Origin of the sequence: Streptomyces odontotermitis (assembly GCF_050510915.1) — a bacterium.
Classification (GTDB): domain Bacteria; phylum Actinomycetota; class Actinomycetes; order Streptomycetales; family Streptomycetaceae; genus Streptomyces.
The window spans coordinates 112,541-137,259 of the sequence record NZ_JBNJLS010000017.1 but is presented as its reverse complement, the minus strand read 5'-3'; the positions used below and the strand labels follow the sequence as shown (position 1 = coordinate 137,259).

The window sequence follows — 24,719 nt, the reverse complement described above, 5'->3', positions numbered from 1 at the left end:
GCGGCACAAGCCGGGTGGGGCTCAGTACCAGCTGTTGGCCTGCCAGAAGTTCCAGGCACCGCAGGGGCTGCCGTACCGGTCGTTCATGTAGCCGAGGCCCCACTTTATCTGTGTGGCCGGGTTGGTCTGCCAGTCGGCGCCGGCGGACGCCATCTTGGAACCGGGCAGCGCCTGGACGAGGCCGTAGGCACCCGAACCGGGGTTGCTGGCCTTGTAGTTCCAGGTCGACTCGTGGTTGACGATGTTGCTGAAGCACTGGAACTGGTCCGCCGGGACCATCTGCCGTGCCATCGCCTGGACCTGCGCGACCGTGTACGAGCTCTGCTTGGCGAAGTCGGAGGCGTCCCGCGAGGAGGAGCGGCTGGCCTTGGTCTCGGCGGCCTCCTCACGCTCCTTCTTCTCCGCGGCCTTCTTGGCGGCTTCTTCCTTCTCCGCCTTGGCCGCGGCCTTCTGCTTCGCGATCGCGTCTTCGGCCGCCTGCTTGCGCGCTGCCTCCGCCGCAGTCTTCTTGGCGGCCGTGTCGGCAGCCGCGGCCTGTGCGTCGGCCTGCTGCGACAGGGAAGCGCCCTGCACCTGGGCCTGCTGGCCCGCGGGTATGTCTGCGAGGAGAGTCGCGTCGCTCGCCGTTGCCTCGAGGTCGTTCGAGCTCGAGTGCTGGGTGTTGCCCGAGGCAACGCCCACGACAGCGCCGACGGTGGTGACCGCCGTGGCCGAGGCCACTGCGAATCCCCGGACCGAAATCCGGCTCACACGGTTTCCTTCCAGCGTCGCCCGCATAGGTGACCTCGCGGACGCAATCGTGCCCCTGACGCTGGCCTCCACTTGTTGCTCGGTCACAGGAGGCACGGGCCCGGTGGACAACTCCCGTTACGGGAGTGCCGCTTGGTGCTCGGGCGGCATACGACGGTCACTATGAAGTTCTGTGGTGCATGAGTTGCAGTGCCGCTGGGGGCACAGGTGTGTCGTATGCGGGGCCTGACAGGACTGAGACTCTGCCGTAGCCGGACGCCGCAAGGCAATTCTCCGTTGCGTGTGAAAGCTCACACCCCGTTTGCCCCAGGAGTTTTCCGGAAAGCGGCGAACGCGAAGACGCCGCCCGGCTAAGCTCTCTCGCTTCGCCAGGCGGCGCCAACTCCCGCGTAACCACTGTGAAGTGGGACCGAGCGGGCCGGAGTACGTCAGATGTGGCCGTCCTCCAGCATTTCGGTCACCAGGGCCGCGATCTGCGACCGCTCCGAGCGGGTGAGCGTGACATGCGCGAAGAGCGGATGGCCCTTCAGCTTCTCGACGACGGCAACTACCCCGTCGTACCGGCCCACTCGGAGGTTGTCGCGCTGGGCGACGTCATGGGTGAGGACGACACGGGAGTTCGCCCCGATCCTGGACAGAACGGTCAGAAGAACGTTCCTCTCCAGGGATTGGGCCTCATCCACGATCACGAAGGCGTCATGGAGCGAGCGCCCGCGGATATGGGTGAGCGGGAGCACTTCGAGCATCCCGCGCGCCACCACTTCCTCGATGACCTCCTTGCCCGCGACCGAGCCGAGGGTGTCGAAGACGGCCTGCGCCCACGGCCCCATCTTCTCGGCCTCCGTGCCGGGCAGATAGCCGAGCTCCTGCCCGCCCACCGCGTACAGCGGCCGGAAGACCATCACCTTCTGGTGCTGCCGACGCTCCAGGACCGCTTCCAGCCCGGCGCAGAGCGCGAGCGCCGACTTGCCGGTGCCCGCGCGCCCGCCCATCGACACGATGCCGACGTCCGGGTCGAGGAGCAGATCGAGCGCGACCCGCTGCTCGGCGCTGCGCCCCTTGAGCCCGAAGGCGTCCCGGTCCCCGCGCACGAGGCGGACGTTGCCCTCCGCCGTGACGCGGCCGAGCGCCTTGCCCTTCTCCGAGTGGATGGTGAGCCCGGTGTGCACGGGCAGCTCGGAGACCTCCGGCACGTACAGGCTCTCCTCCTCGAAGAGAAGGTCAACCTGCTCGCCGGAAAGGGTCAGTTCGGACATTCCGGTCCAGCCGGAGTCCGTGATGGCGAGCTCGGCGCGGTACTCCTCCGCGAGCAGCCCGACCGACGACGCCTTGATCCGCAGCGGCAGGTCCTTGGAGACGACGGTGACGTCGTACCCCTCGGCCTGGAGGTTGCGGGCGACGGCGAGGATCCGGGAGTCGTTGTCCCCCAATCGGTAGCCGGCCGGGAGCACGCCGGGATCGGAGTGGTTGAGCTCGACACGCAGGGATCCGCCCAGTTCCCCGATGGGGATGGGGGCGTCGAGGCGGCCGTGCCGGATGCGGAAGTCGTCGAGCAGGCGCAGGGCCTGCCGGGCGAAGTAGCCGAGCTCCGGATGGTGCCGCTTGGCCTCCAGCTCCGTCACCACGACGACGGGGAGCACGACTTCGTGCTCGTCGAAGCGGGTCAGGGCGTTCGGGTCGGCCAGCAGGACGCTGGTGTCGAGAACATAGGTGCGCCTGTCGGGCATGCGGCGCTTTGTGCTGGTCACCACGGAAGGACGTACCCCCTCGGATGAGGTCGGGGAGCGACAGAGGGATGCTGGGCCGGGTGAGGGCGGGAGAAACTCCGGCCGGTCAGCGGCCCCGCCGCACGGGCCGAGATCCGGCCCTCCCAAGTCCCGGCGGGGAGTTCGCTTCCCGCGCGGTCGTCCTGGTGCAAAGGGCCTCCCGGGCGGACGGCCCCGTGCCGTCCGCTGAGATGCGACGTCCCTACCTGGAACTGCCGGACGTCGACCTGGAAGGCTTATTCCCTCGAACAAGCGCAGCCATGCCATGGCATATGACGGCGCGTTGGTTAACTCTTGGTTACCCCGACCCCAGTCCCGCCGGGACGGTCATCCCCCGTAGCGACGGTGGCGCGCGGCGTAATCACGCAGCGCCCGAAGGAAGTCGACCTTGCGGAAGGCGGGCCAGAAGACTTCACAGAAGTAGTACTCAGAGTGAGCCGACTGCCAGAGCATGAAGCCGGACAGGCGCTGCTCTCCACTCGTTCGGATCACCAGATCGGGGTCCGGCTGGCCGCTCGTGTAGAGGTGCTTGGAGATCAGGCCGACGTCGACGCTCTCCGCGAGCTCCTCGAACGTGGCACCCTGCTCGGCCCCTTCGAGGAGCAGCGAGCGGACCGCGTCGGCGATCTCCTGGCGCCCGCCGTAGCCGACGGCGACGTTGACCAGTATCCCTCGATTGGAGGCGGTGGCCTCCTCCGCCTCCTTGAGCACCGTCTGGGTGCGGGCGGGCAGCAGGTCGAGGGTGCCGACGTGGTGGACGCGCCAGCGCCCGTCCTCGGCCAGGGAGCGGACGGTCGCCTCGATGATGCCGAGCAGCGGGGTCAGCTCTTCTTCCGGGCGGTCGAAGTTGTCCGTCGACAGCATCCACAGCGTGACGACCTCGACGTCCGTCTCGGCGCACCAGCCGAGGAACTCCTCAATCTTGTACGCGCCCGCCTGGTGGCCCTGCTCGGTGGTGCCCCCGGACGCCTTGGCCCAGCGCCGGTTGCCGTCGAGGATGACACCGATGTGCTTCGGCACCTGGTCGTGGTCGAGACGGCCCTCCACCCGGCGTGCGTAAAGTCCGTACACCAGGTCGCGCAGGTTCACGTGTTCAGCCCCTCCATGCAGACGGCGGTCCCCGAGGGCGACACCCTACCGCTGAACGGGCGGCCCTCGGCCCGGGGGTGACCCCGGTCTGACGTAGCTTCGTACCCATGAACGACACGTCTCTGTACCGCGCGGTTCCTGAACGCTACGACTCGATGGAATACCGGCGCACGGGCCGCAGCGGCCTGAAGCTGCCCGCGATCTCCCTCGGCCTGTGGCACAACTTCGGCGACGACAAGAGCCTGGAGTCCCAGCGGGCCATCCTGCGCCGCGCCTTCGACCTGGGCGTCACCCACTTCGACCTGGCGAACAACTACGGCCCGCCGCCCGGTTCGGCGGAGCTCAACTTCGGCAAGATCTTCGCGCAGGACTTCGCGGCATACCGGGACGAAATGGTCATCTCGACCAAGGCGGGCTACCTCATGCACCCCGGCCCGTACGGCGAGTGGGGCTCCCGCAAGTACCTGATGTCGTCGCTCGACGCCTCCCTGAAGCGCATGGGCGTGGACTACGTCGACATCTTCTACTCGCACCGCTTCGACCCGGACACCCCGCTCGAGGAGACGATGGGCGCGCTGGCCTCGGCGGTCCAGCAGGGCAAGGCCCTCTATGTGGGCGTGAGCTCGTACAACAGCGAGCAGACCGCCGAAGCGGCGCGCCTGCTGCGGGAGATGGGGGTGCGCCCCCTGATCCACCAGCCCTCGTACTCGATGATCAACCGCTGGACCGAGGACGACGGCCTGCTCGACACCCTCGAGACCGAGGGCATGGGCTGCATCTCCTTCGTCCCGCTCGCCCAGGGCCTGCTCACGAACAAGTACCTGAAGGGCATCCCCGAGGGCTCGCGCGCGACCCAGGGCAAGTCCCTGGACCCGAACCTCCTGAGCGACGAGGTGCTGCGCCGCCTGCGCGGCCTGAACGACATCGCGTCCCGCCGCGGCCAGTCGCTCGCCCAGCTCGCCCTCAACTGGGTGCTGCGGGACGAGCGGATGACGTCGGCGCTCATCGGGGCGTCCAGCGTGAAGCAGCTGGAGGAGAACGTCGCGGCGCTGTCCGGCGCGAAGCTCACGGAGTCGGAGCTGGCCGAGATCGACACGTTCGCGGTGTCGACGCCCGGCACCAACATCTGGGCCGACCGCTCCTGATCCCCTGCCCGGTCAGGGGCCGTAGGGGGTGCGCGGGCGCTTGAACCAGGCGCCCGCGGCCCCCTGCGACAGCAGGATGATCACGGCGATGGCGGCGCCGAGCGCGACCACCGCACCCCCGCCCCCGCGGCCCAGGGTGCCGAGCGCGACGAGGATCTCCACACTCATCAGCACGATGCAGGTGACCCGTGCGCCGTTGCCCGCCTTCCCGAAGTTGAAGGCGAAGCCCGCGCAGATGAAGAAGAAGATGTACGCGGCGGTCACCGCGCCCGCCAGCCTCGCGCCCCCGAGGGCGCCCGCGGCGGTGATGCCGAGCACACCGAGCCCGGCGAGCGACCACAGCACTATCTGCGCGGCGCGCACGACGCCCGGCATCGTCTGCGGGTGCTGCGGCGCGAATCCGTATCCGTATCCGCTTCCGTATCCGGGATCCTGCGCGGGACCGGGGTAACCCGGCAGTCCCTGCTGGGAGTTCTGCGGGTACTGGGGAGGCTGCGGCGGGGGGAACTGGTTCGACATGTCCCTGACCCTAACCGGGGCCGAAAAACCAGGGCAGAAAAAACGGGCCGGTCCGTGGGGGGGAGACGGACCGGCCCGAGGGGGGGTTTCCACCATAACCCTTCGTAAGTGATGCTGCGTGCATCGGCGTGCCGCAACTACGCTCCGAAATCGCGCGGCGACCGCGCGAGCCCGCTCTGCCAGTGAATTTCGGCCCCGCGGACGGTTTTTGGCCCGCGCGGGGCGGTCCCTCCCAGGGGTGACCCCGGCGACGAACGCGCGCTTGACGGCGCGAGGCCGCGCAGCCCCCTCCACTGCGCGGCCTCACTTTGCTGACGCGAATTCGCCTTGGTCTGAACTTACGTGAGGCTTAGGGGTGGATCGACCCAGTCTTGATAACGATGCGGAATCAAGGACCTTTCGAGGGCTACGAGATGACCGTTTTCCCCTTGATTGCCCGGTTAGTTGTCCGGTTGGCTGCCCGGTCCTTGTTGGCGATCAGCGTCTCCATGTGTGCGTCGCCCCACAGTCCGAGCGGCCCGAGAGCCGCGTTCAGGGACTGGCCGAGATCAGTGAGGGAGTACGCGACCTTCGGCGGAACCTCCTGGGCCCCTCGTGCAGCGCCCGCAGGATCATCGGCTTCCTTCTCCAAGCTCTCAACTGCGTTCGAGCAGGGGAGACCCCATTCCGCCGACGGCGTCCATCGCGGCGTCGAGCCCGCAGGCGTACGCCCCCCCGCCCTCGACATGCTGCTTCCCCATCCCCATCCCCGTCCCCATCCCCAACTCCTCCCCTGAGGCGAGCACTTGACCGCTCAACGCTTGCGGGCGTCGAAAAGATGGCGCGTACTGTGCGCGACGAAGGGGCCCTCCGCCTCGATCCGCTCGTGCAGCTCGCGCAGCCGCGGCCGGTAGGCGTCGACGGTGAAGCCGGGCACCATCCAGATCACCTTGCGCAGGAAGTGGACGACGGCGCCGATGTCGTAGAACTCGATCCGCAGCCGCTCGGCGGGCAGGCGGACGACCTCCAGACCCGCGGCCTCGGCCCGCGCCCGCTCCTCCTCCGGGTCGCGCGCGCCGCGCACCGCCGCCGGCTGCTCGCCGAGGAAGTACTCGACGAGCTCGAACACGCTGGCCGGGCCCACGTGCTGGGCGAAGTACGTGCCGCCGGGGGCGAGCACGCGGGCGATCTCGTCGAAGTGGGCGTGCACCGGGTGGCGGCTGGTGACGAGGTCGAACGTGCCGTCCGCGAACGGGAGTCGGGCGTCCTCCGGGGACGCCACGACGACGACCCCGCGGGGCGCGAGCAGCCGCGACGCCTTCGCGACGTTGGGCGGCCACCCCTCGGTGGCGGCGGCGAGTGACGGGAGGGAGGGCGCCTGGGCGAGCACTTCGCCGCCCCCGGTCTGGATGTCGAGCGAAGCCGACGCCTGGGCGAGCCGCTCCCCCATCGACTCCGCGTACCGCCACGACGGGCGCTCCTCGGTGGCCCGGCCCTCGAACCACGAGAAGTCCCAGCCGTCGACGGAGGCGGTCTCGGCCTCACGGACCAGGTCGTCGAAGGAGCGGGGTGCGGACTGAGGGGCGGGCTGAGGGGCGTGCGTCATTCCTTGATCGTCTCATCGAGGCGGTGCGTACGACGTGCGCGTTTCCGCGAACATCGTACGAAGCTTGCGTACGCCGTGCGCAACGCGTACAGTGTTCGCAACGAAGAACACCGTACGAAGACCCTCGAGAAGGAGCCCCCGATGAGTGCCCTCGCCCTGTCAGTGCTCCTCTCCCTCGTCTCCGCGGTGGCCTACGCGGGCGGCGCGATCATGCAGGAGCAGGTGGCGGCGAGCGCCTCCGAGGCCGGCTCCGCCGCACCGGTCCGGCGCCCCGCCTGGTGGATCGCGATCGGGCTCAACGGCCTCGGCGCCCTCCTCCACGTGGTCGCCCTCGCCTGCGGCCCGCTCAGCCTGGTCCAGCCGCTCGGCGCGCTGACCATCGTGTTCGCGCTGCCGATGGCGGCGGTCTTCGTCGGCCGCAAGGCCGGGGCCACCGCGTGGAAGGGCGCGGGAATGGCGACGGCCGGGCTCGCGGGTCTGCTCTCCCTGACCGGCAGCGCCGCGACCTCCACCCTCGGCGGCACGGAGCGGGTCTCCCTGTCGGCCGTCACCTTCGGGCTGATCGCGCTGCTGGTGATCGCCGCGCGGGCCATGAAGGAGAACGCGGTCCTGCGGGCGACCCTGCTGGCCGCCGCGGGCGGCGTCGCCTTCGGCATCGCCTCGGTCTTCACCAAGATGGTCGCGGACGAGTTCACCTGGGGCCCCGGCCTCATCGGTCAGCTGCCGAGCATCGCGGTCATGGTCGTGCTCGCCATCGGCGGGACGCTGCTCTGCCAGTCCTCGTACGAGGGTGCCGGGCTCGCCACTCCGCTGGCGGTCGTCACCGTGGTCAACCCGGTCGTCGCCGCCGTGGTCGGCCTCAGCCTCTTCGGCGAGACCTTCCAATACGGCACGGCGGGGACGCTGCTCGCGCTGGTCTTCGGTGCGGTGACGGTGGGCGGCCTGGTGCTCCTGACGGCCGGCCGCAACGCGGACTCCGCGCTCCCGGCGACGGCCACGGGGACGGTCACCGGGGCCCTGGGGGCCACCGAGGCGGCGACCGCCGCGACCGTCGCGGCCCTCATCGAGGTCCGGCCCATCGACATCTCCGCCCGGTACGCGGTGCGCACCGCCTTCACCGCCTCGGAGCAGGTCCTCGCGGGTCCTGCGGCCCGCTGACCCTCTCCCCCCTGAACTGCGGCGGCCTCCCCCGGAGGCCGTCGCACCCCTCGACCCGGACCGCCAAATCCCCCGCGGCGGCCGGGTCGAGGGCTTTCCTCTGCCGAGCGCTGCTCAGCTCTGTGGAGCGCTGCTCGTGCCGCTCTCGCCGCTCGTGCCGCTCTCGCCGCGCGGGAAGGACACCTCGACGCGGCGGTTCTTCTTCCGCCCCTCCTCGGAGGTGTTGTCCGCGATCGGATAGTCCTCGCTGTAGCCGCGTACGGCGTACGTGACGCTGGGGCCCAGGTACTTGGAGAGCTGCTCGTGGACCGCTTCGGCGCGCTGGCGGGAGAGCTTCTTGCCGTGGGAGTAGCTGCCCAGGTCGTCCGTGAAGCCGAAGACCCGTACGTCTGTGGCCTGTTGGGCCTTGGCCTCCTCGGCGATCGCCTTGATACGGGCGTTCGCCTCCGGGTTCAGCTTGGCGCTGTCCTTGGGGAACAGGACTTCCGCCTGGAGCGCGAACTTCACGTCCGTGTTGGTGTCCTCGCGGCGTTCGTCGCCCGAGAGGTCTTCCACGACTGACTTGATGTCGAGGACCTTGGCGGGGGCGAGGGTGGCTCCGTCGGCGAGCTTGAGGCCGGGGCTGGTGGGGTCGACCTTGGGGGGCGGGGAGGAGGTGGTGGAGCCGGGCGGCGCGCTGGGGTCGTCGGTCGCCGGGTCGTCCGCGTGGGCGATGGCTGGGGGGAGGGCCAGGGCCGCGAGGAGGGTCAGGGTGGTGGTGAGGGTGCGGTGGTGGGGGTGTGGCATGGGGTCACTCGCCCTCAGAGATCTCTATGGAGGCCGGGGGCATGGCGCCTATCTGAAAGTCGAGCTTGGTCGTCTCGGCCGGGGGTGCGGGGAATTGCGCGTACCAGTCCGCGCTCTCGCCCGCCTTCACGCCACCGCCGTCAAACTTCGTGCATAGGCAGCGGCCTTCGGTGTCACGCAGGACCAGGTACTTCTTCTTGCCCTGCTGGTCCACGAGTGCGGCCCCCGCCAACGATGCGCCGTTCTTGCTCAACTCGCGCTCGTCGCCCCGCCAGTTGTTGGCGATCCAGAACTTACCGCCGCCATTCTTGACCTGGCCGTTCACCGTGAGGAAGCCGCCTTCGTCACGGACGACCGAGGTGACGGTGAGCGTGATGCCGTCGGTACCCCGCACCTCGGCCAGTACCTTGTCCGCAGCCGGAGCCTGCGACTCTCCCTGCTTGCCGCCCGAACCGGTCTTCGTGGGGGCAGCGGCAGACTTCCCATTGTCGGACTTGGAGTCGTCGTCACCTCCGCCACCGCAACCGGCGACCGTGAGGACCAGTCCAGTCGCAATCGCCACGGCGGTCATTGCCCTGTGGGTCTTCATGGTGCACCGGATGTTCATCGTTACGGCTTCCCTTTCTTGTCGTTCGCTACGTCAGTCGGCCAGGTGCACGGAGAAAAGGACGGACGCATCCGGCAGATCCTCAGGGTCGAAGTCGTCCGGATCGAACTCGAAGGATTCATCGCCGTCACAGGTGAACTTCACGGCCTTCTCAGGGTCGTCGCCCTCGGCGACGTCACAGCGTGGCCTAATGACCGCGGTGGCATGCGCCTTGGCATGCCTGTTCTCCGTACCGGGGATGATCGAGTCGCCAACGGTGTAGTTGGTCTCGATCTCCGCTCGCCAACCGGGATAGCCATCGACTTCCGCAGCCTCGAAGGCGGTAACGGTGGAGTCGTTGTCGGCGGCCAGTGCATTGGCCGCGTCACGGGCACCGTCGCCCGTGAACTCGTCACCGCCCAGCCAGTCGAGCCACTTGTCACCGTCACCGATGGACTGGCTCAACCCCTCGACGAGTTCGTCCCGGGAATCCTGCGCAGCGGCCAACGCGGCAGCGTCAGCTGCAGATTGGGCGCCATTCCGTGCGGAAGCAGCCTGGGCGAAGGCGAAGAAGGCAAACGCAACGAAGAGGAGGATTCCCGTGATCCAGATGTAAATGGGGAGGGTTGACCCTCGATCGCCGCGCAGAGCTATCGGCATCAGCCGCCGGTGACCTCGGTGACCGCGTCCCGGATGGCGCCGGAGATGATGCCGTCCAGACCGATTTGGTCGATCAACGTGAAGATCCCGGCAATCAGAATCATCAACCCCGCATACTCCACAAACCCGGCCCCCCGGTCCCGCTCCCCGCCCCGCATCCGCGCAGCAACGGTTCGAGTCCACTCTCCGAGGGCTCGCTGGATGCCAACAGCCGCTCTCAGCGTCAGGTCCTGCGCCACGGTGACCCCTTCTTCCATCCCGTCCGGCCCGCCAAGTGCCGCACTCAACTACGGCAACGTAGCCGAGAAGTGACTGCGCGTAAGAGGGTCCAAAGAACGAACTCCTGGACACAGCCAGATGTTGGCCTGATTCAACCCCTCTGTCCAGCCCTCTTGTCGCGTCCCCCACCTGCCCCACCCCCACATTCGACGGCTACCTGACGCGCTCGTTCGACTGTGCCACAGCGGGTTGCACGTGCGAAGGGTTTTCACGCAACCGGAACGGCCCCGCCTCGATGAGAGGCGGGGCCGTCGGCCGTTACGGCAGTCCTACTTGCCCAACAGCTCAGCTCCTGGCGGCTTTTGCTGCGCGGAGCAGGGCGGCGAGGGCGCTGGGGGTGGTGCTGAGTATCGCTCGGGTGGGGTCGGCGCTTTCGGTTAGATGAACCGTTCCGGCGCCATTCGCCGCGACGTGCACACAGGAGTCGCCCTGTCCGCAGTACGACGACTTCTGCCATTGGTGAGCGTGGGCGGGCATGCAGTCTCCTTCACAGGTCATGGGCCAGGTTGTGGATGAGGTCCCGTGACTTGACGGGTCCGAGAGCCAGCGCTTCCAGTTTGCCGAGGAGTACGCGGTACATCTCCAACTGGGCCTCGGCGTCCAGGAACGCAGGACCGTGCGACTGGTCGAGGTGGACCGTGTCCAGGCGAGGCACCTCGCCGGTGGAGTAGAACAGCGATTGGCCCGAGCCAGGGAAAGAGCCGACCGCGAACGGGATCACCTTGAGCGTGACGTGATCCCGCTCGCTCATCTCCAGCAGGTGCCTCAACTGCCCCTTGGCTACGGCGGCTCCACCGAACTGCATGCGCAGGGCCGCTTCGTGGATGATCGCCAGGTAGGGAGTGGGCGAGTCCCTGTAGAGGACGTCCTGACGTTTGATGCGGAACGACACCCGGTGCTCCACCTCCGGTGGCGAGAACTCGGGAACCACTTGGCGGAACAGCTCGCGCGCGTGGTCGACGGTCTGGAGCAGCCCCGGGATGTGCACGGTGATGGCGGTACGCAGGCTCGTGGCGTAGTGCTCGACCTCGGCGAGGTCCAGCAGCGCCGCCGGGAGGATGTCGCGGTACTGCTCCCACCAGCCGCGAGTGCGCCCCTCGGCCATGTTGACGAGGGCATCGATGAAGGCGGTGTCCGAGCAGCCGTACGTGGAAGCCATGGCGCGGACGCGGGCTCCGCTCACTCCGAAGCGGGCGGACTCGACGTTGCTGAGCTGTCCCTGGCTGGTCCCCAGGGTGCGGGCGGCCTCGGTGGCGGTCACGCCCGCCTGCTCCCGGAGCTTCCGCAACTCGGCGGCTACACGGGTTCGGCGGACCGTTGGGGCTGACCTTCCGGCCATGCAACTCCTCCTAAAGACAGCCCAGTTCGTCACCCACACGAGGGGTTCCGCACTTTACTTCACGGGTTTTGAGCAAATTCAATTTGCGCGGCTCTACTGTGTGACCCAGGCCACCACCCGGAAGCACCCCGCTCGACGGAGCGACCTGGTCACCGGGCATCGCAGCGCACCCGCCAACTCCCCCTCACACACGGAGACTTCCATGCAACCCACCGTATCCGCCCCCTGGGCCTACACCCTCCAACTCCCCCACGACCCCCGCGCCCCAGGTGTCGCCCGCGCCACCCTCCGCGCGATCCTCGCCACCCACGACCTCCCCGAACTCACGGCCACCGCCGAGCTCTTGGCCTCCGAGATGCTCACCAACGCCCACCTCCACACCGACGGCCCCTACGCACTCCGCCTCCGCTCCAGCGCACCCCAGCGCGTACGCGTCGCCGTATGGGACTCCAACCCCCGGATCCCACCCGGCTTCGGCGACGGCGAACCCGGCACCGTCATGCAGCCACCGGGCACCCCCGGAACCGCCGTGAACGGACGCGGCCTGCACCTCGTGCGCGCCTGCTCCGACGCGTGGGGCGCCTACCTCCTGGGCGAGGCGCCCACCTCGCACGGCGGCAAACTCCTGTGGGCCGAGTGCGCACAGCACGAGTGAGGTGACCTACTCGGCGTCCTCCACGAAGTGGTCGAACTCCCCTGCCTGAACGCCCAGTACGAAGGCATCCCACTTCTTACGGGTCGTGGTGACAATCGTGGTGGGGTCGCCGGTCTCGCGGAGATAGACCGGGGCGTCGTCACCCTCTCCGTCGCCGAAGGCCATCTCGATCCAGGGGCCCGGCCCCTCTTCCCCTTCGGGGGCGGCGCGGACCCAGGTCAGATCGGCGGGGGTGCTGTCGGTCACGGAAGCACCGTACCGCCGCCGGGACCCTGTTTCGGCGAGAACCGAAACGCCTTCCGGCGTGCGCCTGCGATTCGGTTCCCTGATGTCGTCGGCACAGCCCACCACACAGGGGGACATGGCATGAAGAAGATCCGTATGGGCGTGGTGAGCGTCGCCGCTCTGGGCGCGGCGGCGTTCGCGGTTCCGGCCGGGGGCGCGCAGGCGCTGCCCGGCGCGCCAGCGACGGCGACGGCGAGCGGGACGGTGCAGAGCACCGGCGACGTGACGAGCGCTGCCAGCTGCAGCGGCTGGAAGTACGTCGCGGGTTCCGGTGGATACCTCAAGTACAAGGTGTGCAAGACCGCGACCAAGCGTCTCGTGAAGGGCGTCCTCAACGACACCAAGAGCGACGGCAGGTGCCTCCGCGCGACCGTCAGGTTCATTCCCAGGGGCCCGAGCAAGCAGCATCTCGACTGTGGCGGGGCCCCGACGACATTCACGGACGGCTGGTACAAGGCGCTGGGCGTCAGGGTCTCCCTGCGCTGACCCGCCCCCACCGCCACGAACCGCACCACCACACAAGCACCACCACACAAGATCGCCCCCATTCACGACGGGGGCGATCCCCCTGTGTGCGGCCGTTGGCACGCCCTTTACTGTGTGAGTCCTACACCCAGCTACCCGGACCCGGACGAGGACTCGTGCGGCACTATCTCCTGACCCTGTGCCTGGTCGCAGCCGTCACCTATCTACTGACCGAACCCGTACGGAAGTTCGCCCTGCACATCGGGGCCGCCCCGGAGATCCGCGCGCGCGATGTGCACAAGGTGCGCACCCCGCGGCTCGGCGGCATCGCGATGTTCGGCGGGCTGTGCGCGGGGCTCGTCATCGCCAGGGGGCTGCCCGAGCTCGAGAGCGTCTTCGACGGTGGGCAGCCGCAGGCTCTGCTCGCCGGGACCGCCGTCATCTGGCTCATCGGTGTGCTGGACGACAAGTTCGAGCTCGACGCCCTCATCAAGCTGGGCGGGCAGATCCTCGCCGCCGGGATCATGGTCCTGAAGGGGCTCACCATTCTGTGGCTGCCCGTGCCGGGGTACGGGACCGTCTACTTGAATGAGGCCCAAGGGGCGCTGCTCACCGTCGCGTTGGTCGTCGTCACCATCAACGCCGTCAATTTCGTCGATGGGCTCGATGGGCTCGCCGCAGGGATGTTGTGCATCGCTGCCGCCGCGTTTCTCATGCATGCGTATCGGCTCTGGTACGGATACGGGATCGAGGCCGCCCAGCCCGCCGCGCTCTTCTCCGCCGTTCTGGTGGGCATGTGTGTGGGGTTCCTGCCGCACAATCTGCATCCCGCGCGGATCTTCATGGGGGACTCGGGGTCGATGCTCATCGGGACCGTGCTGGCCGGGTCCGCGATATCCGTCACCGGGCAGGTCGACCCCGATCTGCTGGTGCAGGTCACCGGCAGCACCCGGAACGCCACCCAGACGATGGTGCCCATTTACATTCCGCTGCTGCTGCCGCTCACCGTGCTCGCCCTCCCGCTCGCCGACCTCGTGCTCGCCGTCGTACGCAGGAGCTGGCGCGGGCAGTCGCCGTTCGCCGCGGACAAGGGGCATCTGCACCATCGCCTGCTGCGCATCGGGCACTCGCACCCCCGCGCGGTGCTGATCATGTACTTCTGGTCGGCCCTCTTCGCCTTCGGCACCGTCGCGGTCTCCGCCAACGACGGGGCGCTGTGGATCGTCCTCGGGCTGATGGCCGCGAGCGCCGGAGGGCTCGTCCTACTGCTGCTTCCCCGATTCGCGCCCGGCAGGGGGCGGGCGGTGGAGCGGGTGGCCCCCGGTGACGGCGGCGGCGCCGTCACTCCTTCGTCAGCGGCTTCACGATGTCCTTGACCTTCGTCTCCGCGATCGGGCCGATGTGCGACGCCGCGATGCGGCCCTTGCGGTCGAAGAAGAGCGTGTAGGGGTAACTCGTGGGATTCGCGAGGCCCTTGGGCATCTGGAGCAGCTTGCGGCCCGACGGGTCGTGCAGGCTGGGGTAGGAGAGCTCCTTGTCCTTCTCGAAGGAGCGGGCGTTGGCGACGTTCGCGTCGGCGTTCATGCCGACCACGGCGACGTCCTTGTCCTTCATCTCCTTGTTGAAGCGGGAGAGGCCCGGAGCCTCCAGGCGGCACGGCGGGCACCAGGACGCCCACGCGTTGACCACCACGACCTTGCCCCGGTAGTCGGCGGCGAGGTCGATCTTCTTGCCGTCCACCGTCTCGCCCGACCAGGCCGGGGCCTGCTTGCGGTCGGCGGGCGCGTAGGACTTCAGGGGGCCGGTCCGCTTCCCCTTGTCCGCCGTACCGCCCGAGGAGCAGCCGCACACGAGGGCCAGGAGGGAGACGGCGGCGGCCGTGCGAAGCGTCAGTGTCTTCGTCTTCATGATCCGAGAGTCTGCCAGAGGGGGAAACGGGGGCCTGCAGTGGGGAAACAGGGGCCTGTAGGGGGGAAACAGGGACCGCCCAGCCGCGTGTGGTCAGCGGCTGGGCGGAGTTCCGGGCGGAGTTGGCGGGTCGGCGGAGTTAGCCGATGCCGCCGTACGCCTTCTTGTTCTTCACCGAGTACTTGAAGACGACGTAGTACTTGCCGGCCTTGTAGGACTTCCAGGCGGCCACGCGCTCGGCGCCCTCGTCCTTGCCCGTGACCGTCTGCACCTTGATGTCGTTCCCGCCGCCCTTCGCGCCCACGGCGCGGTACGCCACGGCCTTGAACCGGTGGTTCCCGTTGCCCTTGACGCCGGCGTGCAGGAAGTGCTTGCCCTTGTTGACCTTGTGGAGGCCCGTGGACTGCGTGCGGCCATTGGTCCTCCACTCGGTGTCCCAGCGGCCCCCCGCCGCGAAGGCGTCCGCTGAGGCGCTCAGGGCGAGGGCGGCAACCGCCGCGCCCACTCCGGCGGTCTTCGCTATCCGGCCCATGTGCTTCATCAAATGCCCCGTTGTATCGGTTGATCACCCGAAGGTGAAGGTTCGTTCCCGGGCGCGCATCGCCAGCGTCAGCCGGCCCGACGCCCAGCCCGACAGCAGGAGAGCCGCCGGGATCTGGAGGTTGAACATCGCCAGGAAACCCACCACGAAGGGTGCGTCCGCCGCTTCGGTCACGCCGTCGGGCAGCGTGACGAGGAAGGCGGCGAGCAGGAGCGTCAGCCCGTACAGGGAACAGTCGGTGACTATCACCCGCCAGCGGGGCAGCGCCGCGCACACCTTGCGGGCCACCGTCAGGACCGCGAACACCAAGGGCAGGAACGCCAGTTGGTAGCGGGAGACGATGAGCATCGTCCCCCACTCCGCTGTCCGTGGTCCCGACGCCAGGAGCCACGCCGCCTCCACCAGCGCTCCGATCGCCGCTGATCCCGCGGTGATCACGGCCGCGTAGAGGGCGGCGCTGCGCCAGGGAGTGAACATGGGGGGGTCTCCTGTCTGTGGCAACAGTGGTGCTCAGCGGGCTAGTAGCCGCCGCTGTTGCCGATCGTGCCACGCTCGCAAGCCGGCTGGGACAGGCACAGGAGGCTCTTGTTCCGCGACTGGTGCACCGTCTTCGTGCTGTGCCGGTTCTTGCTGGTGTAGCCGTAGATGTACATCTCGTGGTCCGGTGCCTTGCGGTACTTGCCCGAGACGTAGAAGTCGCCGTTGCGTGCGAGGCGCGCGTCGTAGGTGACTCCGATGCCCGCCCTGCGGATGCCGCCGGAGGGGCAGAACGGGTCCGTGGCCTCGATCCGCGCGCGCACGGCGCGGGTCTTGCCGTTGAAGCGCGTCATCGTCTTGAAGTCGATCTTCTTCGTCGACGCCTTGCGCTTCGCCACGAACTTGCCGTTGTTCTTGTAGACCTTCGTCCAGCCGGTCTTCGGGTACAGGGTGTACTTCGAGACCCTCCAGGACACCGAGCCACGGACGCCCGCACGGAACGACGGGCCCTTCACCGACCTGGAGAAGCCGCGGTTGTCGCCCCGGTACTTGTAGCCCTTGGTGTACTTGCAGCCGGAGATGCCGGAGAGCGCCTTCGGGACGGTGGCCCACTTCTGCCGGATGAAGGAGCGCCACACCACCGTGGTGTACCTGTACTTCTTCGCCTTCGCCTCGATCTGCTCGGCCGTCGACGCGAGCGTGGCCGCGTCGTCCTTGGCCGGGACCGTGGCGCTCAGGCCCCAGGTGTGACCGAGGCCGTCGACCACGCCGGTGATCTTGTAGTCGGCCTCGCTGCCCGCCGTCACACCGGAGTCGCGCAGGCTGTGCGCCGCCGTGTCCGCGATCTTGACGCCGTCGCGGTAGACCGCGTAGTGCTTGGCGCCGAGGTCGGGCCAGGACAGGTCGACGAACTTCGACGACGCGGCCCAGGCGGCGCGCTCGTTCTTGTTCGGCGACGAGGCGAGCGTGGTGTCGGCGATCACCTTCTGCTTGCCGGCCGACAGGATCTGGCTGTCCGTGGCCTTGCCGTTGTACGAGGCGGCGAGCGTGAGCTTGCCCGCCTTGGCCGCCGAGGCGGACGCGGACCGCGAACCCGCCGACGGCGCGCCGAACTTGCCGCTGTCGGCGTCGAGGACGAAGACCGCCTTCGACGCCGAAGTGACCTGCGGCGCGGCGCTGTCCGCCGAGGCGGCGGCCGAGGCGACCGCCGTCCCGGCGAACAGGGCCAGCGGCAGCACCGTCAGCGCGACAGCGCGGGGAACGCGCTGGAGGCGCGGGGTGCTGGGAACACCCTCGTTTTCAGGGGTGGTTGGCATGGGGTGTGTGCTCCGTGCTCCGGATCAGCCGAGGGTCAGCGGTTGTTGAGGCTGGCGGACCAGTAGGCGCCGGCCTTGGTGTGGGAGGCGCGGACGGTCGCGTCCTTGACGACCTTCTTGCCGAACGACTTCACCTGCGGGGTGGCGCGGAAGACGGTCTTGGCGATGACGTAGCCGCCCTTGGTCTTGACCTTGACGGCCTTCGGGCCGGAGATGCCGATCGCGGCGTTGGTGTTGACCACCTTGGCGGCGCCGGCCGCCTTGACGACCTTCTTGGCCTTGCCCTTCGAGGCGAGCTGGTACTTGACCGTGATCTGCTCGCTGGTGACCGGGATGCCGAAGATCTTCTCGGTCAGGCGGTACGAGATGGCCTTGGGGGCCTTGCCCGGGCCACTGACGACCTTCGACGAACGCGTGATCGTGACGGCCTTGTTCACGCTGACCGAGGAGGAGCGCTTGCCCGTCTTGACGCTGCCCTTGGTGGAGCCCGCGAGCGCCACGTACGCCTCGCGGTTCTGCAGCTGCTTCACGAACGTGACCTGCTTGCCCTTCGGCAGCGCGCGGAACGCCACCAGGGTCTTCTTCGCGGCGGGGGTGCGCTGCTTCTGCAGGTACGACTTGTAGCTCTTGACCGTGAGCTTGCCGGGCTTGGCGGCGGCGTCGGCAGCGGCGTGGCTGTCGGCGAAGGCGGCACCGGCGGGGGCGGCGACGGCGAGGGCGGCGAGGGTGGCCACCGTGGCGGTGCGAATGTTGCGGATGCGCATTTGGTCTCCTCGGTTCCGTGTTTCAGGGACGAGTTGAACGTAGAGACGCGGAACGAGCCACGGTATTGGATCTTCGGGCAGTGGCCCACAAGGCACTGCCCAAAAGGGCAACTGGCCGGATGAGAAGGTGTTGTCAGTGCCGTCGGATAGTTTGATCCATGCCTGCTGCCGCTCCGCCCAGCGGTGCCGGCGCAGGCGCCCGTCGTGCCTTTCACGGACGGGTTTGCAGTTTGCAGAACATGGGGGACATGTGCTCAATGCCCGTTTGCAGAAGTCGGCCGACCCTTGCCCGTACCGGACTCCCGGCAGCGATCCGATCGCTGAGACCGTCCACCTCGACCGGCTCACCGACCGAGAGCGCCAGGTGCTGCTGTTGCTCGGGACGGGGATGAGCAACCGCCAGCTGTCCAGAGCGCTGGGGATCTCGGAGCGCACGGTGAAGGCGCACACCGCACGCGTCCTGGACAAGCTGGAGCTGCCGTCGCGGCTGTCGGCCGCGGTGGTCTCCGTACTGCTGCATGAGGCGCTCTGCGAGGACGAGGGGTGTGCACGGGCACAGGAGGAGCCGGAGGACGTGCTCAGTTCCGTGGCCTGAAGCCCACTGCCTATGTAAGCGTCGGTTACATCCTTGTCATAGAAGTCGGGGCCCCACTTCCTCAACTCCCTTGCCACTGCCACTGTTTGGGCACGCGGCGACGGGCGGGGGAAGTGGGGCCACATGGCGGGAATGAAGCTGTACGGGCTGGAGTCGAGCGACCCGGAGCGGCTCGGTCCGTACCGGCTGCTGCGGCGCATCGCGACCGGCGGGATGGGCCGGATCTACCTCGCGCGGCAGGAGGCGCCCGGCACCCGCGCGAGCACTGCCGGGCCCACCGGGACCGCCGTGGACCACGGGCTCGTCGCCGTCAAGACGCTGCTCGCCGAGGGGTTCGTGAGCCGCCCCGACCGGGACCGGTTCGCGCGCGAGGTGGAGCTCGCGGGGCGCGTCGACAGCGCATACACCGCGACGGTGCTCGACGCCGACGCCCGGGCCGAACGGCCGTGGCTCGCCATCGAGTTCATCCCGGCGCCGAGCCTCACCGAACTCGTCCTCGGCGCCGGGACGCTGCCCGCCGCCGGGGTGCGCTGGGTGGCGGCCGGGGCCGCGCGGGCCCTGGTCGAGCTGCACGCCCTCGGCGTCGTGCACCGCGACATCAAGCCACTGAACGTGTTGCTCCCCCACGACGGCCCCCGCCTCATCGACTTCGGCATCTCGCACGCCCACGACCACACCAGCTCGACGACGACCATCGGCACGTTCGCGTTCACCTCGCCGGAGCAGGCGAGCGGCCGCAGGTCGACGGCCGCCTCCGACCTGTACTCGCTGGGGGCCACGCTGTTCTTCCTCGCGGTCGGCCGCCCGCCGTACGCGCAGACCGACCACTCCATCGGGGTCCTCGCCCTCGTCCAGCGCGGCGAGACCGACACGAGCGGACTGCCTCCGGAGCTCGAACCCCTGATCCTGCCCCTCCTCGACCCCGACCCCGCCCGCAGGCCCACCCCCGCGGACGTCCTGCGGGACTGCCGGGGCGCGGGGCGGCGGCTCCCGGACGAGTGGTGCTCACTGGTCGAGGCGTACGCGTCCCAGGGACGCCAACTCGCCGACGGGACGCTGGACTTGGCGGCCGCGGAGGCACGCACGCAGGTGCGGGCGGAATCCGGCCACGAGGGCGTGGCGGGCAGGGAGGGCACGGGGGCCGTCGACGAGGCGCTCACCGAGATGCGGGAGCAGCTGGAGGCGCTGCGGGTGCAGCGGGACGCGCTCGTACAGGCGCAGGCCGAGGAACAGGCGGAGGCCGAGTCCAGGGAGCAGGCGCGCGAGGAGGAAGAAGAGCGCAGGCGGCGGGAGCGGGAGCGGAAGGAGGCGGCGGAACAGAGGGAGCAGGAGAGGAAGGAGCGCGAGCGGGAGGAGAAGGCGCGCAAGGAGAGGGAGGCCAAGGAGAAGCAGCGGGAGGCGCGGGAACGCAAGGAGAAGGAACGCAAGGAGAAGGAACGGAAAGAGCGGGAGCGGAAAGAGCGGGAGCGTGCGGAACGTGAGCGGGTTGCGCGCGAGGCGACCCGGACCAGGACCACGTCCTCCGCGAACTCGTCCTCGTCCGCCACCAAGAGCACCGGTTCCGGTGCGAAGGCCCCCGCGAAGAAGCCCGCCTCCGGCGACAGCGGCGCGGGCCTGGGCGTTCTCCTCGTCGTCGCGGCCGTCATCGGGCTCATCGCCTGGCACCCCTGGGACAAGAAGGACGAGGACCCGGACAGCGGCCCGACCCCGAGCTACAGCCAGCCCCTGACCAGCGGCGGCAGCAGCGACGGCAGCAGTGGCAGCAGCTCCGGCGGGCTCGGTGACAGTGACAGTCTCGGTGACACCGACACGGACACAGACACGAGTTCGTCCAGCTCTGCCAGCTCTTCCAGCGGCGGCTCCGCACCCGACCCCGAGACCAGCTCACCGGAGCCCGACCCCACCGAAGAGGCATTCGAAGCCGTGTCGGCCGGCGACTGCCTCAGCACCTACGACACCGGGTACGGCGGCGACAGCTCGTACGACTGGAGCGAGGACGAGCCGTCCACGACCTCCTGCTCGGGATCGGGTACGCGCGTGCGGGTCACCGGGACCACGGGCGGCTGTCCGAGCGGCGGCGGGCGGGCCACCTGGTCGCACGGGGACGTCTCGCTGTGCCTGTCCGGCCGGTACGAGCACGGCTCCTGTCTGCTCGCCCGGCACGAGGGCAACAGCCTGCCCTCCATCGCGATGCTGTCGTCCGTGAACTGCACGGACCGCAAGGTCCCCGCCGCGTACAACGAGATCGTGGTCGTCACCAACATCTACCGGGCGTCGACCTTCAACCCCTCCGACTGCCACCACGGGTCGTACGACACGAACACGTACTGGTCCACGAAGGTGGACGGCGGCGAGACGGTGCTGTGCGTGAAGGCGTACGACTGACGCCCGCGTACCGCTAGCGGTTCAGGATCGAGCCGAAGTCCGAGCCCGAGCCGAGGAACATGCCCGCCGCGATCAGGATCATCGTCGCGGGGAGCATGAAGACCAGCGTGACCATCGTCGCCTTGGGGATGGTCTTGGCGGCGCGGCGGCGGGAGTTCTGGGCGTCGGTGCGGCGCATGTCCGTGGCGAGCTGGATCAGGGTCTCCGCGATCGGGGAGCCCAGTTCCTCGCCCTGCTGGAGGGCGGAGACGAACTGTGAGACCTGCTCGGAGGCGTTGCGGCGGCGCAGTTCGTCGAACGCCTGGCGGCGGCTGACGCCCATGTCCATCTGGCGCAGGGTGATGCGGAGTTCGTCGGCCCACGGCCCCTCGTACTTCTCCGCGACACGGTCCAGGGCCTGCCGGAAGCCGAGGCCCGCGGAGACCACGACGGCGAGGACGTCGAGGAAGTCGGGGAGCGTACGGTCGATGACCTCGCGGCGTTCGCGGATCGCCTGCCAGATCAGGGCGTCCGCGGCGAGCAGGCCGAAGGCGAAGGTCAGGACGGCGAAGAGGAGCTGGCCGTTGGTGAGGAAGACCAGGCCGAGGACGACGCCGAAGACGCCGTAGACCGCGCGGCGGGCGGCGTAGCGGTCGATCGTCAGGCCGCCGGGGTTGCCCGCCTGGTCGATCTTGCGGCGCTTGGCGTCGACCCGCTTGGGGCCCATGAGGCGGAGGATGAGCGGCGCGAAGCGCATGCCCAGGCGGTCCACGGCCGAGGAGGGCGCCGAGACGCGGGTCGCGCCGACCTCCAGGGCGACCGCGAGGTCGGAGGGGAGCTTGGCGTCCGCGCGGTACATGCGGACGCCCTGGAAGACGCCCACGACGGCCAGGGCCATCAGGGCGGCGAGTCCTAGAGCCAGCATGGTGTTCTCCGACTCCCTTCTCAGACTTCGATCTTGCCGAGGCGGCGGATCACGAAGAAGCCCACCGCGTACAGGCCGAGGGAGATCAGGATCAGGAGCTGGCCGACCGGGGAGCCGGTGACACGGGCCAGGGCGCCCTCGTTCGACGAGTTGATCAGGAGGAGCGAGCCGAGGCCGAGGAGCGGGACGGTGAAGGCCGTCGCGTTGACCTCCGAGAGCATGGTGCGGACCTCGCGCCGGGTCTCCTTGCGGTCCTCCAGGGTCTGCGTGAGGTTGCGGAGGGAGTTGACGACGGAGCCGCCCGCCTTGTTGGCGAGGACGAGGGTCGTCACGAGGACGATCAGCTCGCGGGACGGGAGGCGCTCCGCCAGTTCACCGAGGGTGTCGTCCACGGAACGGCCCATCGTCAACTGGTCGGCCACGTGCGAGAGTTCCTCACCCGCCGGGGCTTCGAGCTCCTCCGCCGCCATCGCCAGGGACGTGCGCAGGGCGAGGCCCGCCGCCGTCGCGTTGGCCAGGATGCGGGCCACGTCAGGGAGTTGCGCGATGAACGCCTCGATGCGCTTCTGGCGCTGCCAGTTGAGGAAGACGACGGCGCTCCACACCGCGACGACGCCCGCGATCGGGCCGAAGAAGGGCGCGAGGGTCGCGGCCGCCATCAGCCAGAGCGCGACGACCACCGACACCACGTACACGAAGAACTCGCCCGCCGTGAGGTCGAGTCCGGTCGCGGACAGGCGCAGGTGGATGGCGCGGCCGAGCCGGGTGCGGCGCAGCCGGCGGTCGACGCCCGCGAACCGGCGTCCCCGCGAGGCCCCGGCCCCCGCGCCGAGGTCCGCCGTCAACCGGTCCTCCAGCGCCTGGCGTTGGGCGCGCCCGGACGCGTACGTCTGGACTCCGGCGACGGCGAGGGTGCCCGTCAGGACCGTGGCGCCGAGGGCCAGGAGGGTCGGGTCGTTCATGAGGGTTCCTCCGAGGAAGCCGTCCGAGTCGTCCGTGTCATCCGATGGCTTCCCTTGTGTTCCGTACGTCGATGGCCTCCGCGACACCGAAGGCGGGCGGCACCGGTTCGTTCGCCACGTACAGGCGCTCGGCGACGGCGCGCGGCAGGGGCAGGTGCTCGTAGTAGCCGTGCACGGCGCGGGCGGAGCTGTCGGGGCCCAGCGGGCGCGGCACGAAGCGGGTGACGGGCGCGATGCGGAACTGCTGGCGGCCCTGCGAGACGAGCAGCACGATCTCGGCGATCTTGCGGGAGCCGTCGGCGTGCCGGGTGAGCTGCACGACGACGTCGACGGCCGAGTTGATCTGGTCCTTCAGCGCCTCGAAGGGGATCTGGACCTCCGACATCGAACCGAGGGTCTGGAGACGCATGAGGGCGTCCTCGGCGGTGTTGGCGTGGACGGTGGCGAGCGAGCCGTCGTGGCCCGTCGACATGGCCTGGAGCATGTCGAGGGTCTCGCCGCCGCGGACCTCGCCGACGATGATGCGGTCGGGCCGCATGCGCAGGCTGTTGCGGACCAGGTCGCGGATGGTGATCTGGCCCTTGCCCTCGACGTTCGGGGGGCGGGACTCCAGGCGGATGACGTGGTCCTGCTGGAGCTGGAGCTCGGCCGAGTCCTCGATGGTGATGATGCGCTCGTGGGCCGGCAGCAGGCCGGAGAGGGCGTTGAGGAGCGTCGTCTTCCCGGAGCCGGTGCCGCCGGACACGATGATGTTGAAGCGGGCGCGGACGAACGCCGAGAGCAGCATCACCATGTGCTCGTCGAGCGAGCCGAGTCCGATCAGCTCCTGGAGCGTGTAGGCGCGCGGGAAGCGGCGGATGGTGAGGGTCGCGCCGGTCAGGGCGAGCGGCGGAATGATCACGTTGACGCGCTCGCCGGTGGGGAGGCGGGCGTCGACCATGGGGTTCGACTCGTCGACGCGGCGGTTCACGGTGGAGACGATGCGCTCGATCGTCTGCATGAGCTGGTCGTTCGAGGCGAAGCGGAGCGGGAGTTGCTCGACCCTTCCGGCCCGCTCCACGAAGATCGCGTCGGGGCCGTTCACCATGATCTCGGTGATGGAGGCGTCCGCGAGGAGCGGTTCGAGGACGCCGAGGCCGAGGGCCTCGTCGACGACGCGGCGAATCAGGTGGGCGCGCTCGGCGGAGGAGAGGACCGGGCCCTCGCGGCTGATGATGTGGCCGAGGACGCGCTCCAGCCGGACGCGGCGGTCCGCCGCCGCGAGCGAGGACATCTCCGCGAGGTCGATCTCCTCCAGGAGCTTGGCGCGGTACACGGCCACGAGGCCGTCGTCGCGGCTGGGGGCGACGGGGCCCGTCGATGGAGTGGTGACGCGGGACCGCAGGCTCATCCTCCGGCTCAACCCCCTTGCTCTGTGTCGTCTTGCTCTGTGTCGTCGTTGGGCATCGTGGCCTTGCGGGTGACCGACCAGTCGCTGTCCACGAAGGGCAGGAGGGTGGGGACGTGGACCTTGACGGTGGCGGTGGTCGTGTCGCCGTTGTCGCTGGTGGTGATCTCGGCGGTCAGGCCGCCGTCCATGGCCGCGTAGCCCGCGGCGGTGCCGTCGTCGCCCTGGCTGGCGGTACGGGCGGCCGCGCGGGCCGCCGAGCCCGCCTGGTTGGCCGAGTAGCCGACGAGGCCGAGCTGGATGGCTGCGAGTCCTACGAGGAGGAGGATGGGGAGGAAGCCGGCGAACTCGAGCATGGAGACGCCGTCGTCGCGCCAACGGCGCTGGTGCGGCGCCCCCGTCGGCGCTGCGCG

At 69.3% G+C, this 24,719-nt stretch carries 29 protein-coding genes; 7 read left to right on the top strand and 22 right to left on the bottom strand.

Going from position 1 to position 24,719, the window contains the following annotated elements; all coding sequences use genetic code 11:
- Positions 1 to 21 precede the first annotated feature (21 nt).
- From ACQB60_RS34025 to ACQB60_RS34015, 3 genes are all read right to left on the bottom strand, one after another.
- The gene (locus tag ACQB60_RS34025; protein ID WP_496929967.1) at positions 22 to 750 is read right to left on the bottom strand and encodes an aggregation-promoting factor C-terminal-like domain-containing protein; all 729 of its coding nucleotides are present in this window, start codon (positions 748 to 750) and stop codon (positions 22 to 24) included.
- A gap of 428 nt (positions 751 to 1,178) precedes the next feature.
- The gene (phoH2, locus tag ACQB60_RS34020) at positions 1,179 to 2,501 is read right to left on the bottom strand and encodes an RNA 5'-3' helicase PhoH2 (RefSeq protein ID WP_496929966.1); all 1,323 of its coding nucleotides are present in this window, start codon (positions 2,499 to 2,501) and stop codon (positions 1,179 to 1,181) included.
- Between the two features lie 342 nt (positions 2,502 to 2,843).
- On the bottom strand, positions 2,844 to 3,605 hold the full coding sequence (locus ACQB60_RS34015) for an isoprenyl transferase (RefSeq protein WP_496929965.1): 762 nt from the start codon (positions 3,603 to 3,605) through the stop codon (positions 2,844 to 2,846).
- 107 nt (positions 3,606 to 3,712) lie between these two features.
- Between ACQB60_RS34015 and mgrA the strand changes: the two genes are divergently transcribed.
- Positions 3,713 to 4,750 (top strand): L-glyceraldehyde 3-phosphate reductase, encoded by a 1,038-nt coding sequence (gene mgrA / locus ACQB60_RS34010; RefSeq protein WP_496929964.1) that lies wholly within the window; start codon positions 3,713 to 3,715, stop codon positions 4,748 to 4,750.
- Between the two features lie 12 nt (positions 4,751 to 4,762).
- Here mgrA and ACQB60_RS34005 read toward each other — a convergent pair whose 3' ends face one another.
- The 3 genes from ACQB60_RS34005 to ACQB60_RS33995 form a co-directional block, all read right to left on the bottom strand.
- On the bottom strand, positions 4,763 to 5,269 hold the full coding sequence (locus tag ACQB60_RS34005; RefSeq protein WP_496929963.1) for a hypothetical protein: 507 nt from the start codon (positions 5,267 to 5,269) through the stop codon (positions 4,763 to 4,765).
- 406 nt (positions 5,270 to 5,675) lie between these two features.
- Positions 5,676 to 5,900 (bottom strand): winged helix-turn-helix transcriptional regulator, encoded by a 225-nt coding sequence (locus ACQB60_RS34000; RefSeq protein ID WP_496929962.1) that lies wholly within the window; start codon positions 5,898 to 5,900, stop codon positions 5,676 to 5,678.
- A gap of 162 nt (positions 5,901 to 6,062) precedes the next feature.
- The gene (locus ACQB60_RS33995) at positions 6,063 to 6,854 is read right to left on the bottom strand and encodes a class I SAM-dependent methyltransferase (RefSeq protein WP_496929961.1); all 792 of its coding nucleotides are present in this window, start codon (positions 6,852 to 6,854) and stop codon (positions 6,063 to 6,065) included.
- Positions 6,855 to 6,995: 141 nt separating this feature from the next.
- Between ACQB60_RS33995 and ACQB60_RS33990 the strand changes: the two genes are divergently transcribed.
- Positions 6,996 to 8,012: a DMT family transporter gene (locus ACQB60_RS33990; RefSeq protein WP_496929960.1), complete on the top strand. Its 1,017-nt coding sequence runs from the start codon at positions 6,996 to 6,998 to the stop codon at positions 8,010 to 8,012.
- 114 nt (positions 8,013 to 8,126) lie between these two features.
- On the opposite strand, the gene ACQB60_RS33985 is transcribed toward ACQB60_RS33990, so the two are convergent.
- From ACQB60_RS33985 to ACQB60_RS33960, 6 genes are all read right to left on the bottom strand, one after another.
- A complete protein-coding gene (locus ACQB60_RS33985) occupies positions 8,127 to 8,798 on the bottom strand; it encodes an OmpA family protein (protein ID WP_496929959.1) in 672 nt (223 codons plus the stop codon).
- 4 nt (positions 8,799 to 8,802) lie between these two features.
- Entirely contained in the window at positions 8,803 to 9,405 is a 603-nt protein-coding gene (locus ACQB60_RS33980; protein ID WP_496929958.1) for a hypothetical protein, read from the bottom strand.
- A gap of 33 nt (positions 9,406 to 9,438) precedes the next feature.
- Positions 9,439 to 10,044, bottom strand: a complete 606-nt coding sequence (locus ACQB60_RS33975) for a pilus assembly protein TadG-related protein (RefSeq protein ID WP_496929957.1) — start codon at positions 10,042 to 10,044, stop codon at positions 9,439 to 9,441.
- A complete protein-coding gene (locus ACQB60_RS33970) occupies positions 10,044 to 10,331 on the bottom strand; it encodes a hypothetical protein (RefSeq protein WP_496930035.1) in 288 nt (95 codons plus the stop codon). The genes ACQB60_RS33975 and ACQB60_RS33970 overlap by 1 nt, the downstream gene beginning before the upstream one ends.
- 277 nt (positions 10,332 to 10,608) lie before the next feature.
- Positions 10,609 to 10,800, bottom strand: coding sequence for a DUF397 domain-containing protein (locus ACQB60_RS33965; protein WP_496929956.1), 192 nt, complete (start codon positions 10,798 to 10,800; stop codon positions 10,609 to 10,611).
- 10 nt (positions 10,801 to 10,810) lie between these two features.
- The gene (locus tag ACQB60_RS33960; protein ID WP_496929955.1) at positions 10,811 to 11,662 is read right to left on the bottom strand and encodes a helix-turn-helix domain-containing protein; all 852 of its coding nucleotides are present in this window, start codon (positions 11,660 to 11,662) and stop codon (positions 10,811 to 10,813) included.
- Between the two features lie 202 nt (positions 11,663 to 11,864).
- On the opposite strand from ACQB60_RS33960, the gene ACQB60_RS33955 reads away from it, so the two are divergent.
- The gene (locus tag ACQB60_RS33955) at positions 11,865 to 12,317 is read left to right on the top strand and encodes an ATP-binding protein (protein WP_496929954.1); all 453 of its coding nucleotides are present in this window, start codon (positions 11,865 to 11,867) and stop codon (positions 12,315 to 12,317) included.
- A 6-nt stretch (positions 12,318 to 12,323) separates the two neighbouring features.
- On the opposite strand, the gene ACQB60_RS33950 is transcribed toward ACQB60_RS33955, so the two are convergent.
- Positions 12,324 to 12,563, bottom strand: coding sequence for a DUF397 domain-containing protein (locus ACQB60_RS33950; protein WP_496929953.1), 240 nt, complete (start codon positions 12,561 to 12,563; stop codon positions 12,324 to 12,326).
- Positions 12,564 to 12,683: 120 nt separating this feature from the next.
- Between ACQB60_RS33950 and ACQB60_RS33945 the strand changes: the two genes are divergently transcribed.
- Both ACQB60_RS33945 and ACQB60_RS33940 read left to right on the top strand, forming a co-directional pair.
- Positions 12,684 to 13,088, top strand: coding sequence for a hypothetical protein (locus tag ACQB60_RS33945; RefSeq protein ID WP_496929952.1), 405 nt, complete (start codon positions 12,684 to 12,686; stop codon positions 13,086 to 13,088).
- Between the two features lie 155 nt (positions 13,089 to 13,243).
- Complete coding sequence (locus ACQB60_RS33940) at positions 13,244 to 14,443, top strand: MraY family glycosyltransferase (RefSeq protein WP_496929951.1); 1,200 nt, start codon at positions 13,244 to 13,246, stop codon at positions 14,441 to 14,443.
- Here ACQB60_RS33940 and ACQB60_RS33935 read toward each other — a convergent pair.
- From ACQB60_RS33935 to ACQB60_RS33915, 5 genes are all read right to left on the bottom strand, one after another.
- Positions 14,409 to 14,975 (bottom strand): TlpA family protein disulfide reductase, encoded by a 567-nt coding sequence (locus ACQB60_RS33935; protein ID WP_496929950.1) that lies wholly within the window; start codon positions 14,973 to 14,975, stop codon positions 14,409 to 14,411. The genes ACQB60_RS33940 and ACQB60_RS33935 overlap by 35 nt on opposite strands.
- A gap of 139 nt (positions 14,976 to 15,114) precedes the next feature.
- Positions 15,115 to 15,516, bottom strand: coding sequence for a hypothetical protein (locus ACQB60_RS33930; protein WP_496929949.1), 402 nt, complete (start codon positions 15,514 to 15,516; stop codon positions 15,115 to 15,117).
- A 24-nt stretch (positions 15,517 to 15,540) separates the two neighbouring features.
- Complete coding sequence (locus tag ACQB60_RS33925) at positions 15,541 to 15,993, bottom strand: hypothetical protein (protein WP_496929948.1); 453 nt, start codon at positions 15,991 to 15,993, stop codon at positions 15,541 to 15,543.
- A 41-nt stretch (positions 15,994 to 16,034) separates the two neighbouring features.
- Complete coding sequence (locus ACQB60_RS33920) at positions 16,035 to 17,309, bottom strand: hypothetical protein (protein ID WP_496929947.1); 1,275 nt, start codon at positions 17,307 to 17,309, stop codon at positions 16,035 to 16,037.
- Positions 17,310 to 17,344: 35 nt separating this feature from the next.
- Positions 17,345 to 18,073 (bottom strand): hypothetical protein, encoded by a 729-nt coding sequence (locus tag ACQB60_RS33915; protein WP_496929946.1) that lies wholly within the window; start codon positions 18,071 to 18,073, stop codon positions 17,345 to 17,347.
- A gap of 265 nt (positions 18,074 to 18,338) precedes the next feature.
- Between ACQB60_RS33915 and ACQB60_RS33910 the strand changes: the two genes are divergently transcribed.
- Both ACQB60_RS33910 and ACQB60_RS33905 read left to right on the top strand, forming a co-directional pair.
- Positions 18,339 to 18,668, top strand: coding sequence for a response regulator transcription factor (locus ACQB60_RS33910; protein WP_384846352.1), 330 nt, complete (start codon positions 18,339 to 18,341; stop codon positions 18,666 to 18,668).
- Between the two features lie 123 nt (positions 18,669 to 18,791).
- On the top strand, positions 18,792 to 21,053 hold the full coding sequence (locus ACQB60_RS33905) for a serine/threonine-protein kinase (RefSeq protein WP_496929945.1): 2,262 nt from the start codon (positions 18,792 to 18,794) through the stop codon (positions 21,051 to 21,053).
- 13 nt (positions 21,054 to 21,066) lie between these two features.
- Here ACQB60_RS33905 and ACQB60_RS33900 read toward each other — a convergent pair whose 3' ends face one another.
- Genes ACQB60_RS33900 through ACQB60_RS33885 form a run of 4 tightly spaced genes read right to left on the bottom strand, consistent with a single transcriptional unit; the run spans position 21,067 to position 24,662 of the window.
- A complete protein-coding gene (locus ACQB60_RS33900; protein WP_496929944.1) occupies positions 21,067 to 21,957 on the bottom strand; it encodes a DUF5936 domain-containing protein in 891 nt (296 codons plus the stop codon).
- Between the two features lie 20 nt (positions 21,958 to 21,977).
- Positions 21,978 to 22,919 carry a type II secretion system F family protein gene (locus ACQB60_RS33895; RefSeq protein ID WP_496929943.1) on the bottom strand — a complete coding sequence of 314 codons (942 nt, stop codon included), beginning with the start codon at positions 22,917 to 22,919 and terminating at the stop codon, positions 21,978 to 21,980.
- Positions 22,920 to 22,956: 37 nt separating this feature from the next.
- Positions 22,957 to 24,309: a TadA family conjugal transfer-associated ATPase gene (locus ACQB60_RS33890; RefSeq protein WP_496929942.1), complete on the bottom strand. Its 1,353-nt coding sequence runs from the start codon at positions 24,307 to 24,309 to the stop codon at positions 22,957 to 22,959.
- Between the two features lie 8 nt (positions 24,310 to 24,317).
- Complete coding sequence (locus ACQB60_RS33885) at positions 24,318 to 24,662, bottom strand: TadE/TadG family type IV pilus assembly protein (RefSeq protein WP_496929941.1); 345 nt, start codon at positions 24,660 to 24,662, stop codon at positions 24,318 to 24,320.
- Between the last annotated feature and the right edge of the window lie 57 nt (positions 24,663 to 24,719).